At 59.3% G+C, this 12,834-nt stretch carries 11 protein-coding genes; 5 read left to right on the forward strand and 6 right to left on the reverse strand.

What is annotated here, in order from left to right; translation table 11 throughout:
* Positions 1–611: 611 nt before the first annotated feature.
* Positions 612–1,490, reverse strand: coding sequence for an SDR family oxidoreductase (locus ACZ5C3_RS18300; RefSeq protein WP_464031891.1), 879 nt, complete (start codon positions 1,488–1,490; stop codon positions 612–614).
* Between ACZ5C3_RS18300 and ACZ5C3_RS18305 the strand changes: the two genes are divergently transcribed.
* The gene (locus ACZ5C3_RS18305) at positions 1,453–2,196 is read left to right on the forward strand and encodes a TetR/AcrR family transcriptional regulator (protein ID WP_464031893.1); all 744 of its coding nucleotides are present in this window, start codon (positions 1,453–1,455) and stop codon (positions 2,194–2,196) included. The two genes, ACZ5C3_RS18300 and ACZ5C3_RS18305, sit on opposite strands and share 38 nt — an antisense overlap.
* Positions 2,197–2,608: 412 nt before the next feature.
* Here ACZ5C3_RS18305 and minE read toward each other — a convergent pair whose 3' ends face one another.
* From minE to minC, 3 genes are read right to left on the reverse strand one after another with little or no spacing between them, the layout of a single operon-like run.
* Positions 2,609–2,893, reverse strand: a complete 285-nt coding sequence (gene minE, locus ACZ5C3_RS18310; RefSeq protein ID WP_464031895.1) for a cell division topological specificity factor MinE — start codon at positions 2,891–2,893, stop codon at positions 2,609–2,611.
* Positions 2,890–3,708 carry a septum site-determining protein MinD gene (minD, locus tag ACZ5C3_RS18315; RefSeq protein WP_464031897.1) on the reverse strand — a complete coding sequence of 273 codons (819 nt, stop codon included), beginning with the start codon at positions 3,706–3,708 and terminating at the stop codon, positions 2,890–2,892. Before minD ends, minE begins: the two co-directional genes overlap by 4 nt.
* Before the next feature lie 18 nt (positions 3,709–3,726).
* Entirely contained in the window at positions 3,727–4,422 is a 696-nt protein-coding gene (gene minC, locus ACZ5C3_RS18320; protein WP_464031898.1) for a septum site-determining protein MinC, read from the reverse strand.
* Positions 4,423–4,761: 339 nt separating this feature from the next.
* Between minC and ilvA the strand changes: the two genes are divergently transcribed.
* The 4 genes from ilvA (at position 4,762) to lon (ending at position 10,737) form a co-directional block, all read left to right on the forward strand.
* Positions 4,762–6,276, forward strand: coding sequence for a threonine ammonia-lyase, biosynthetic (gene ilvA / locus ACZ5C3_RS18325; protein WP_464031900.1), 1,515 nt, complete (start codon positions 4,762–4,764; stop codon positions 6,274–6,276).
* Between the two features lie 180 nt (positions 6,277–6,456).
* The gene (locus ACZ5C3_RS18330; RefSeq protein WP_464031902.1) at positions 6,457–7,683 is read left to right on the forward strand and encodes an MFS transporter; all 1,227 of its coding nucleotides are present in this window, start codon (positions 6,457–6,459) and stop codon (positions 7,681–7,683) included.
* Positions 7,684–7,948: 265 nt separating this feature from the next.
* Positions 7,949–8,356 (forward strand): Hsp20/alpha crystallin family protein, encoded by a 408-nt coding sequence (locus ACZ5C3_RS18335; RefSeq protein WP_464031903.1) that lies wholly within the window; start codon positions 7,949–7,951, stop codon positions 8,354–8,356.
* An 8-nt stretch (positions 8,357–8,364) separates the two neighbouring features.
* Positions 8,365–10,737, forward strand: a complete 2,373-nt coding sequence (lon, locus tag ACZ5C3_RS18340) for an endopeptidase La (protein WP_464031905.1) — start codon at positions 8,365–8,367, stop codon at positions 10,735–10,737.
* Between the two features lie 17 nt (positions 10,738–10,754).
* Here the strand turns inward: lon and ACZ5C3_RS18345 are convergent, their stop codons facing one another.
* Together ACZ5C3_RS18345 and ACZ5C3_RS18350 are read right to left on the reverse strand one after the other, a co-directional pair.
* A complete protein-coding gene (locus ACZ5C3_RS18345) occupies positions 10,755–11,726 on the reverse strand; it encodes a Bug family tripartite tricarboxylate transporter substrate binding protein (RefSeq protein WP_464031907.1) in 972 nt (323 codons plus the stop codon).
* Positions 11,727–11,737: 11 nt separating this feature from the next.
* Positions 11,738–12,805, reverse strand: coding sequence for an Ldh family oxidoreductase (locus tag ACZ5C3_RS18350; RefSeq protein WP_464031909.1), 1,068 nt, complete (start codon positions 12,803–12,805; stop codon positions 11,738–11,740).
* Positions 12,806–12,834: the final 29 nt, after the last annotated feature.

Consider the following 12,834-nt stretch of genomic DNA (forward strand, 5'->3'; position numbering starts at 1 on the left):
ATACGATCGCCAACGATGATGTAACGCCGTTAGTCTGTCAGGGCCTTACATGCTGAGGGCGTTTTCCTCTTGCTGCTGCCGATCACAGCTTTGGTGTGATGTGCAGGTCGGTATCCCGCTTGGGAATATTGCCTTCCCCGTTATCCTCGGAGACTTCACGAACGGGTAACGGCACTTGGCACCTTTGTGCACTATCGCTGATTTCGATCGGGTGAGAACCGGCATTTAAGGCACTGCGCCGACGCCCATTCCGACACCGCCGCCGAAGCGGACACAACTGTCTGAACCGGGAAGACGCATGAAGCCTACGCCGAACTGCGCGCATGACGTGTCTGAATGCGGTCTTGCGATGTGCTTCCGAGCAGGTGTCTTAGTTCGTTGACGTGTGACTTTGCCGTCACGCGACTCTTCTGGTGCGGCGGAAGCTGACAGAGGCGTCAACGTCACGGCCGCAGTCAGCAACATTGCAACAACTGATATAAGGGAGCGATGCATCATCCCTCACTTATATCAGACTTTGTGTTCGTCGTGACGTGGAACTCAGATCACGCGGCCAGCCCCTAGGCTCGTCTCGTACGGCAACTCGATTTCGATTTCAATTGCCGCCATCTTCACTGCGCTTCCACCTGCTCAAACCAACGCGGCTTCTCATCCTCGGCGGGGAAGTCCGTTGAGCACGCCAGTTCACGCTGCGCTTCCAGTGCCGCCAATCGCTCAGACATCTGCGCACGCATGAGCTGATAGGCATCGCTGCCAAGCGCGATGCGGCGCGGTGCCGGATCTTGCTCGACACTGGCGATCATCGCGGCGACCATCTTGGCCGGATCGCCGAGCGATGCATACGTGGTATCGCTAAGGATGCGATTGACCATGCGCGCGGGTGACGCGTCGTAGGCATCCAGCATCGGCGCCAACTGGGCGCTGCGATGAAGGAAATCCGTGCGCGCGCCGCCCGGCTCCACGATCGTGCAGCCGATGTTGAAGACCGCGACCTCCTGCGCCACGGCTTCGATAAAACCTTCGATCCCCCATTTGGTCGCGTGATAGAGCGAGCCGCCCGGAAACGTGACCTGCCCACCCATGCTGGAGAGTTGCAGGATACGCCCTCCACCCTGCGCCCGCAGATGCGGAAGCGCCGCGCGGATGAGCTGGATGGACCCGAGCAGGTTGGTGTCGATCTGATGTTCGACCAACTCATCGGTCATCTCTTCTGCCGCGCCGAGGAGACCATAGCCCGCGTTGCTCACCACCACATCGATCCGGCCAAGCACGGACCACGCAGCATCGACTACGCCGCGGATCGACCTCGTGTGGGTGAGATCGAGTTCAGCCAGCCACAGCCGATCGCCGTATTCAGCTTTCAAGGCGTCAACTGTGGACCGGTCGCGTACCGTGCCAGCGACCGTGTCTCCGTTGGCCAACAATTGCTCGGCCATCACTCGGCCAAATCCGGTGCTGATCCCGGTGATCAACCAGCGCTTCGTCGTCATGCTCAAGCCCTTGGTTCGATTTACATCGCAGGCACACGACTCCGGCGGCGAATGGACAAAAAGCCGTCAGCCCGGTATAAACGGAGGACGCCTCCGATTAAATACGGAGGCATCCTCCGCTTTTCAAGAGGAATATTTTGAGATGACTGAGCGCAAGCCGCGCACAGACTCGTTGCGCAACCGGACCCGCCTGCTGGAGGAGGCCAAGGCTGCCTTTTCGAACAAGGGATCGGACGCGAGCCTCGAAGGCATCGCGCGTGCGGCCGGCGTCGGCATCGGTACGCTCTACCGTCACTTCCCTACCCGTGATGCATTGATCGAGGCGGTCTATCGTCAGGAAAGCGAACAACTGGTCGACGCCGCAACCGAGTTTGCCAAAACGCATGATCCCCTGCCCGCGCTACGCGCTTGGATGTTGTTGTTCGTTGACTTCATCGGCACCAAACAGGGCATGTCCGAAGCGCTCAATTCGATTGTCGGCGGGGCGTCCGACCTCTACGCCGCCTCAAGTTCGCACACGAAAGAGGCCTTTGAAAAACTGACCACGCGCGCCGTGAAAAACGGAGACATTCGCCTGACCATCGAGCCGCTCGATCTGCTGCGATCACTGGCCGGCATTGCCTACGTCGGCGCAGGACCGAACTGGAAACGCAACGCCAAGCGGCTTGTCGATATCCTGCTCGAAGGCATACGCGTGCGCGACTGAAAACACAGCGAGACAGCCCGTCGCGCGTGGCGCTGTCACCTGAGCTTGTTGAGGTTTGTTAAAGTAGATGGGCCGGCGCTTACCGACTTGCGCCAACGCCGACATCGACCCCACCGCCAAGGCGGACGCAACTGTCCGAGCCGGGAACACGCACAAATCCTGCCCCGAACTGTGCGCATGATGTGGCCTGGCGTGGCTTGGCAATTGGTTGATCAGGTGGGGTGGTTAAGCGCTGATGCGGGGCTTTGCTGTCACGCGGCTCTTTCGGATCGGCGAAAGTTGGCGCGGGCAGCAATGACACAGCAACAGCCAGAAAGGCTGAAGCAAAAATGATAAGGGAGCGGTGCATCATCGCTCCCTTATATCAGAATTGCGTATAGTGTTCGCGCCCTAACTTGGAAGTGATGGGTTGTCACACCACAACAGCCAGCCGCCGGGGCTCAACCCCGTTCGGCAGTTCGATATCGACTTCGAGCGTCGAGACGCTGTCGCCACGATCCATTCGGACCACGACCTTTTCCGGATCGAGATCGACATGCCGCGAAACCACAGCGAGGATTTCCTCGCGCAGAATGTTCAAAAGATCCGGCTGGCCGCGCAGGCCGCGTTCATGCGCGAGAAGAATCTGCAACCGTTCCCGTGCAACCGGCGCGGACGCCGAACGGCCGCTGAGGAGCCGCCACAGATTCATGCTCATGCAGCGGCCCTCCGTCCGAGGAGTCGGTTCATGAAGCCTTTACGTTCGGCCGGCACCACCATGGCGATGGATTCACCCATCAGACGCTTCGCTGCATCCGTGTATGCCTTGGCCGGCGCGCTCGCCGCGTTGTTGAGCGTGACCGGCGAGCCGACATTGGACGCCTTCAGAACGTCTTGGCTCTCAGGAATGATCCCGAGCAACGGCGTCGCCAGGATTTCCAGGATGTCGTCGATATTGAGCATCTCACCACGCGCGGCGCGCGACGTATCATAGCGGGTGATCAAGATGTGCTTCTTGATCTGCTCGCCCTTCTCCGCCTTGACGGTCTTGGAATCGAGCATGCCGATAATGCGATCGGAGTCGCGCACCGACGAGACTTCCGGATTGGTGACGATCACCGCTTCATCCGCAAAGCGCATCGCCATGGTCGCACCGCGCTCGATGCCTGCGGGACTATCGCAGAGGATCCAGTCGAACTTCTCGCGCAGCTCGTTGATGACCTTGCCGACGCCGTCATCGGTCAGCGCATCCTTGTCCCTCGTCTGCGACGCGGGAAGCAGCCACAGATTATCAAGGCGCTTGTCGCGGATCAGCGCCTGCGAGAGCTTCGCGACACCGTGCACCACATTGATGAGATCGAACACCACACGGCGTTCAGCCCCCATCACAAGATCCAGGTTGCGCAAGCCGACATCGAAATCCACGACAACGACTTTCTCTCCGAGTTGCGCGAGCGCAGCGCCGAGTGCGGCAGTGGACGTCGTCTTTCCAACGCCGCCTTTGCCAGACGTCACGACCAAAACTTTGGCCATTCCTACCTCCTTGGCTGATTAATTCAGCGGTGTAATTCTCATCATGTCGCCGTCAAGCCACGCCTGAGCGGGCCGATGACGCAGGGTTTCATTGATGTCTTCTGCAGTCCGGTAAAAGCCGTCGATGGCGAGCAACTCCGCCTCGATCTTTTGGCAATAGATCCGCGCGCCTGGGTTGCCGTTGACGCCCGCCATCGCCCGGCCACGGAGCGTGCCATACACATGAATGGAGCCGCCCGCGACGATCTCGGCACCTGAGCCAACCGAGCCCAGCACCGTTACATCGCCGTCCATAAACACGACCGACTGCCCCGAACGCACCGGGCTGTCGAGCAGGAGCGATGTCTGGCGCGGCTTCTCCTCCGGCTTCTTCTGCTCCTGCTGCTGTTCGATCACCACCGGACGTCCGCTGGTCAACACCGGCGGCAAGTCCGCAGTAAGCTTCGATGCCTCCACGCCCTCGAAACCGAGAACGCGGATATTTCGTGAATGAAGACTGGTGACCAGATGCGTGATGGCGGACTGGCTCAGCGACAGCGCGGAAAGATCGAGGACGACGGGCCGTCCGACAAAAAATCCGGGCGACGTCGCGATTGTTGCGTCGATCTGCTCCAGCCAACCTACGATCGGCACTACGGGGCTAAACACGAAGGCGACGTAAGACCGGCCCCGAAGGCGTACCAACTGACGTTGCGGTTCCACCTGTGCAAGCATGTTGCCGACTCTCTATCGTTACTGATTTGTTAAATTGAGGATCGGGCAATCTTGGTTAACAAAGAGTTAAGCGCGCCATTAATTCCTTAATTTTCATCAGCTTGCCGCTCACCGGCCACGCTCGCATACCGTGTTCAACTGCGCTCCCTCGCGCGAATGTGAGCGGCGTGAGGTCGCTCTCACCGAGGTCGGCTGTGCGGAACTCGACATTCACACCGCTCGTATCGGCCCGAATTTGTTGTTGGCCCGAGGTGACTTGCCGGTGACTGTTGAAGCTTCTCGGCAACCTGTTACGAATGCTGCCTTGGCACTCTTCGACGCCCCAGCGAGAAAAATCACATGCACGACTACGTCCGCCGCATCCTCGACTCAGCAGTCTATGAGGTCGCGACTGAAACGCCGCTGGAGCGGATGGGCATGCTGTCGGAGCGACTCGGCCGAGATGTCTTCCTGAAACGTGAAGACCTTTTGCCCGTTTTCTCGTTCAAGCTACGCGGGGCCTACAACAAGATCGCCAAGCTATCCGCGGGCGAAAGGCAGCGGGGCGTCATCTGCGCCTCCGCCGGCAATCATGCGCAGGGCGTGGCTTATTCTGCGCAACGGATTGGCGTGCGCGCCATCATCGTCATGCCAACCACGACTCCGTCCATCAAGGTCAAGGCGGTCAAGCGTCTCGGCGGCGAAGTGATCATTTATGGCGATACGTTCGACGATGCCCGGCTACACGCTCTCGACCTTTGCAAGAAAGACAATCTCGTCTTCGTGCACCCTTATGACGACCCCGATGTGATCGCCGGACAAGGCACCATCGGCGTCGAGCTCCTCCGTCAACATTCCAATCAGCTGGCCGCTATCTATGTGCCGATCGGCGGCGGCGGACTTGCAGCAGGGGTTGCGAGTTACGTCAAATTCCTGCGGCCCGAGGTGCGCGTCATCGGCGTCGAGCCCGAAGACGCCGCTTCCATGAAAGCGGCCATCGCGGCGGGTCGGCCCGTGCCCCTCGACCAGGTGGGCATCTTCGCCGATGGCGTTGCCGTACGGCAGGCAGGTGAAGAGACATTTCGCCTCTGCAGCACATTGCTCGACGAGGTGGTGACCGTCACCACCGATGAGATTTGTGCGGCCATCAAAGACATCTTCGATCATACGCGGGCGATCACCGAACCGGCCGGCGCTGTCTCGCTCGCAGGCTTGCGCAAGCACGCGTCACAACTCGATCTACCTGGCGCAGCCATCGCCATTTCATCGGGTGCCAACATGAATTTCGACCGGCTGCGGCACGTGGCCGAGCGAGCCGAGATCGGCGAGCGATCCGAGGCGCTGCTTGGTGTGACCATTCCGGAAAAACCGGGCTCTTATCGCTCTTTCATCCGGCTGCTCGGTGATCGCGCGATCACGGAGTTCAACTATCGCATCGCCCCCGGCGCGAACGCCCAGATCTTTGTCGGCGTGGCACTCAAAGCGGGCCAGACGGAGAAAGAGGAGATCATCGCCCTGCTCCGCAATCACGCGCTGACCGTCGTTGACATGACGGACAACGAGCTCGCCAAGCTTCATGTTCGTTACATGGTTGGCGGCCGCGTCGAAGGCCTGATGGATGAAATGCTTTATCGCTTCGAATTTCCCGAGCGCCCCGGTGCGCTGCTCAAATTTCTCGAAGGCTTGCACTCGGACTGGAACATTTCGCTATTTCACTATCGCAATCACGGCTCCGACTTCGGGCGCGTGCTTGCGGGCATTCAGGTGCCGCAGACCGAAAGAGCCGCGTTCAAGGATTTTCTTAGAGAGCTCGGCTATGCGCATTGGGATGAGACCGGAAACCCGGCCTACGCGATGTTCCTTGGCATGAACTAAACCCGGACATTTGATGCGCCTAGTAACCTTGGTTCTCTCTACGACCGCAATATCTTAGCTTCTCGAAATCGCACTTATCCATCAAAGATTGTCGCCGGGAAATTCGCCCCAAGAATAACCTTCTTTTCCCAGCCCGGGACATATTAGACTCCGAGCGACACCACATTTCGAGATAACCGCTTGAGCAATCCCGCAGAGACTCATCAATCGTTCGCCGCCATGCGGCACCCGAAGTTCTGTTGGTTCTTATCCACCTACTTCCTGGCGATGATGGCCGACAACATCGAGCACGTCATCAGTTACTGGATGATGTATCAGAAATTCCACTCGCCGGCGCTTGGAGGGTTCGCGGTCCTATCGCATTGGCTGCCGTTCCTCTTCTTCTCTGTGCCGGTAGGCGCTCTGGCAGACCGGATAGACCCAGGACGTCTCATCCAGATCGGCATGGTATTGTTCATCAGCGTGTCGCTGGGATGGGGATATTTCTTCTTCACTGACACGCTGCAGACATGGCACGCAATGATCTTGCTGGTCGTGCATGGCTGTGCGGGAGTCTTCTGGCAAACCCCGAGCCAGCTTCTTCTTCACGCGCTGGTTGAACCCAAAGATCTGCAAAGCGCGGTTCGGCTCAATGCCACGGCACGCTATCTCGGCATTCTTGTCGGTCCTGCGGTGGGAGGCGCGATGCTGCACTGGCTAGGCCCGACCAACGGCATTTTTCTTAACGCTTGCTACTATGTACCGGTCATCCTCTGGCTTTGGCGTCTTCAATATCGCCGCGAGGCAACCGCCCGGACATCCGTTAGAGGCCTTGACGATGTGTTGCGCACAATTCGCGAAATCGCGAAACGCCCAGCCATCGTCGCGATGTCGCTTCTCGCGGCTGCAGCTTCGGCCTTCATTGGAAATAGCTATCAAGCGCAGATGCCCAATTTTGCCGTCGACCTGGGCCACGGAGATCCCGGCGCAGCCTATAGCGTCCTGCTCGCTGCCGATGCCGCGGGTGCACTCACCGCCGGTGTTCTTCTCGAAACCGTCGGTGGCTTTAAGACTGCCCCACGGACCGCGCTTTTACTTGCGATGGGATGGTGCTGCGCGCTTGCCGGTTTCGCGCTCACGACGATCTATCCTCTAGCACTCATCTGTCTTTTCAGTGCAGGATTCTTCGAGCTCTCATTCAGTAGCATGGCGCAGACGGTTGTGCAGATCGAGGCTCCCGGCGATATTCGTGGCCGTGTACTTGGCGTCTACGCCATGGCCTCTCTCGGGTGCCGCGCCTTTGCGGGAATAACTGTCGGCTTGATCGGATCGCTATTGGGCGTTCACACTTCACTCGCGCTCTCAGCCGGAATGCTGTTCGTCATCGTGAGCATACTCCTCAGCCGCGATCGCGGGACAGCTGCTTGAGCCGGATCCTGCGTATCCAAGAAAACTTTGAATCTGGCTGGAAACCCCAACCAGATTCAGCTTCTTCATTTTTGGTGATGCGACGTTCCCGGGCGTTGGCCCCAACGGCGCGCTCGCGGCACGGTACCAATGAGAAGGACGATCACCGAACCACGATCCTTCCGCCCGCAGGGCAGCATATAAAGTGTTCGACAGCACTTGTTGACGAAAACTTATGCCGTAAAGTCGGGCTAATGAAAGCTACGACCTCTCCGGGAGGAAACGCATGTCGTCTAAAGACCCGCTCAACTGGATGCTGTCCGAGGCGATCGAACAGATCGCTCGGGCCGAGCGCATGCACCGGCAGTTCTTCAGTTTGAAAGGGACTGCCGAGCCTCGGGTCTCGAGCTGGGAACCTCCGATCGATGTGTTGGAGACCGACGATGAAGTTCTCATATTCGTTGCACTACCGGGTGTCGATCCGGATGAGGTCGAAGCCGTAATCGCCGACGGCGCGATTGTGGTCAGCGGCCAGCGCACGCTGCCCGAAGAATTACGCAACGCGCATATCCATCGTCTCGAACTCCCGCAGGGCCGTTTTGAACGCCGGATTGCCCTTCCCGCCGGACGCTACGCTGTGAGCCGCTTCGCGGTGAATGGATGTATCGTACTCCGTCTTGCTAAATCGGTGTGAGCACAGCCATGGCCTCTGAAGAAACGATCGTCTCCGCCGGTCAAACGGGCTCCGACTCTGTCCGTATTCCGGATGATGCCCTCATCATCGTGCCAGTTCGCGACATAGTCCTCTTTCCCGGCGTCGTTGCCCCCATCACCGTTGCGCGACCGAAGTCCATCGCTGCCGCTCAACAGGCTTTGCGCGAACAACGTTCAGTCGGCATCCTGCTGCAGCGAAATCCGGATGTCGACGAGCCCGGGCCGAGCGACCTGCATCGCGTTTGCACCGTCGCCAATATTGTGCGGTACATCACTGCTCCAGATGAGACGCATCACATCATCTGCCAAGGCGTTCAGCGCGCCCGCATCACCGACTTTCTTCCGGGCACGCCGTTCCTCGCTGCACGCGTTCTGAATATCCCGGAGCCGACCACAACGTCTCCCGAAATCGAAGCCCGTTTCCTCAACCTGCAACGTCAGGCCATCGAAGCAATTCAATTGCTACCACAGGCTCCGCCGGAGTTAATAGCAGCCTTCCAGGCAACAACCTCACCCGCGGCACTTGCCGACCTTGCAACGTCCTACATGGATATCAAACCGCAGGAGAAGCAGGAGATTCTCGAGACGATCGATCTCTCGCTCCGCATGGACAAAGTCTCACGTTATCTGGCGGAACGCCTCGAAGTGCTGCGGCTCACAAACGAGATAGGACAGAAGACAAGAGCCGCCTTCGATGAACGCCAGCGCGAGGCTATTCTTCGTGAGCAGATGGCGACCATTCAGCGCCAACTCGGCGAAGGCGATGGTAAGGCACAGGAAGTCGCGGAACTGACCGAAGCGATCGCGAAAGCGCAAATGTCGCCAGAGGCTGACAGCCAGGCTCGCAAAGAACTGCGTCGCTATGAGCGCATGCCGGAGTCGTCCGGAGAGACCGGTATGGTCCGCAGCTATCTCGATTGGCTGGTGGAATTGCCGTGGGGCCTGGCACCGGAAAAGCCAATCGACATCGCGGAAGCACGTCGCATCCTTGACGAAGATCACTATGGGCTTGAGAAAATCAAAAGCCGGATCATCGAATATCTGGCAGTGCGTAAGCTCGCGCCGCAAGGCAAAGCCCCGATCCTTTGCTTCGTCGGACCGCCCGGTGTCGGCAAGACGTCGCTTGGGCAATCGATCGCGCGGGCGCTCGGTCGACCGTTCGTGCGCGTCAGCCTCGGCGGTGTCCACGACGAGGCTGAAATACGTGGCCATCGACGAACCTATATCGGCGCTCTTCCAGGCAACATCATACAAGGGATCAAGAAGGCCGGCGCACGTAATTGCGTCATGATGCTGGACGAAATCGACAAGATGGGACGCGGCATCCAGGGCGATCCATCGGCCGCGATGCTCGAAGTGCTCGATCCCGAGCAGAACTCAACCTTCCGCGACAATTATCTCGCCGTTCCGTTCGACCTCTCCCGCGCAGCTTTCATCGCGACCTCGAATATGCTCGATACCATTCCAGGCCCACTGCTGGATCGCATGGAGATCATTAGCCTGCCCGGCTACACGGAAGATGAGAAGTTCGAAATCGCGCGGCGCTACCTCATGCGCCGTCAGCTTGAAGCCAACGGCCTCACACCAGAGCAAGCTGAGATCGAGCCGGACGCGCTAAGATTGATCATCAAAGGATATACGCGCGAAGCCGGGGTACGCTCACTGGAGCGAGAGCTCGGAAGAGCGTTGCGCTACGCCGCGGTGAAAATCGCCGAGGGAACGACGAGCAAGGTCACCATCGAGACCAAGGACCTGACGGCAGTTCTTGGGCAGCCACGCTTCGAGGGCGAGATAGCGTTGCGCACTAGCGTTCCCGGCGTTGCCACGGGTCTCGCCTGGACGCCGGTCGGCGGCGATATTCTGTTCATCGAGGCTACGCGCGTGCCTGGCAGAGGTGGATTGATTCTTACAGGGCAGCTCGGCGACGTCATGCGCGAGAGCGCACAAGCGGCCATGACGCTGGTGAAGAGCCGTGCGGCTGACCTCGGAGTCGACCCGTCAGTTTTCGAGAAGAACGACATCCACGTTCACGTGCCAGCCGGTGCGACACCGAAAGATGGCCCGAGCGCAGGCGTTGCGATGTTCACAGCACTCGCCTCGCTCCTCACCAACCGCACCGTCCGAAAGGATACGGCGATGACTGGTGAGATCTCGCTGCGCGGACTGGTGCTTCCGGTTGGCGGCATCAAAGAAAAAGTGGTGGCAGCCGCGGCAGCCGGCCTTACCCGCGTCATGCTACCGGCGCGCAACCGCCGAGACTTCGACGATATCCCTCAAGGCGCCCGCGAGAAACTCGAATTCATCTGGCTTGAGCGAATTGACGACGCAATCGCGGCAGCTTTGGAGACGCCTCAGCCGTAGATGGCGCGATGAGTAGTTCATTTAGTAGCGATGCCCAAATCGCCAATCAGCTTGGCGTACTTCGCCAGCTGATCGCGTGTCAGCACACGCAGCTCTTCCGGCGAACTTCCTCTGACCACGAGGCCTTGCTCGTCGAGCCTGCGCTGTGTCTCGGGATCGGTAAGCGCCTTGAGAACTTCCGCGTTCAGACGCGCGATAATGTCTTTCGGTGTTCCTGCCGGGGCCAGAATGGCGAACCAGGAGTTAAACAAAAAGCCCGGTAGCCCGGATTCGGAGATGGTCGGAACGTCCGGAAATTGGGGTAACCGCGCCTTGGTTGTCACGCCGATCAGCTTGACCTGCCCACCGCGCACGAGACCGGCAACAGTACCGAGTCCCTGAAATGCGACCGGGATCTGCCCCGCGACCACGTCGCTCGCAGCTTGTGTCGCCCCGCGATAAGGAACGTGGGTCAACGAAATGCCGGCGCCGGCGGCGAACATTTCCATCGCCAGATGCTGCGGGCTCCCGATGCCACCGGATCCATAATCGATCTTTCCGGGTGATGCTTTGGCTGCAGCGATGAGATCCGCCGCGCTCTTGAAGCCAGACCTCTCGTTGACGATCAATCCCCACTCCACCGTTGCCACCAGAGAAACCGGTTCGAAGTCCTTGACAATGTCCCATCGCAGACCGGGTTGCAGAGCCGGCACCATTGTCATGATGCTGTCGTTGAAGCCACCGATCGTGTAGCCGTCAGGCTCGGCTCTCGCGACCTGTTCAGCTCCGATGGTGCCAGATGCGCCGGGCTGGTTCATGATGACAAACTGCTGCCCGAGGCTTTCGGACATCTTCTGCGTCACGATCCGAGCTGCGACATCCACAGCACTTCCTGCTGCCAGCGGCACGATCATTCGGATCGGCCGATCAGGGTAGCTGGATTCGGCAAAAGCCGTAGTTGCTAATACGGAAATCAAAACGGCAGAGATCGAAGCGCGATAGAAACGCATTCTGACTCCTCTTAGGTGAGACGGGCCATGCCAAGTTCGCCGGCGAGCTTGTCCAACGCGTTCATCAATGCGGGGGCAATTGGAATACCGGAGCGGGCGCGACGGATACGCGTCTCGTGGCTGCGTTCGCCGGGTACAGTGATTCGCTCGACGCCGGGAATACGAGCGCTGTCGCGCAGATCACGGATCAACTTGTCAACGTTCGCCTTGAACACTGCAACATCACCGAAGGCTGCGACGTTGATGGCGGCGATGGCCTGGCCGGTATTGGTGACGCTGTCATCGTCATGATTAAAATCGATGACGTCCTTGCCCATGGCGGCGCCGCCGAGCGTTCCCGCCAACAACCCGATCACCAGAGCAAGGCCATAGCCCTTATAGCCCGCCTCCATACCACCAAGAGGCAACAGCATCCCCTCGTCCGCGCGCTTCGGGTCAGTCAGCGGCTTGCCTTGACGATCGATCATCCACCCCTCGGGCATCGTCTCGCCGCGCAGCGCCTTGGTCTTGACCTTGCCATAAGCTGCTACTGTCGTTGCCATGTCGAGAACGATGGCGCGTTCCTCGCCGGCAGGAATCGCCACCGCAATCGGATTGGTCGACAACAACATATCGAGACCGCCCCACGGCGGGAGGTGATTGGCGTTGCCGACCGCGAAATACAGGCCGATCATGTCATGTGCCAACGGCATGCTGGCATAGAGCGACGCCGGCCCGGCATGATTGCTGAACTGCGAGTTGACCCAAGCGATCCCCGTGACGCGCGCTTTCTCAATTGCCATCTCGGCGGCGCGCTTCATGACAAGGTGTCCCATGCCATTGCCGCCATCGATCAATGCCGTGCTGGGATAATCGTGAACGACGCGAATTTTCGGGGCAACGTTGAAGCCGCCAGCCCTGATACGCCGCGCGTATTGCGGCAGCCGGGTGACGCCGTGCCCGTCAGAGCCCTGCAGGTCCGCTTCCGCCATCAATGCGGCGACCGTCTGCGCATCAGCGTCCGGCAATCCGAGCCTCACCAGCGCGTCCCGGATGAATGCTGCCAATCGATCGAATGACACAGTCGAGTCAGAACTCATAATTCGTCCTTGTCAGGATTGCGATGAAC

It is taken from the genome of Afipia dichlorophenoxyacetatis, from assembly GCF_055386385.1.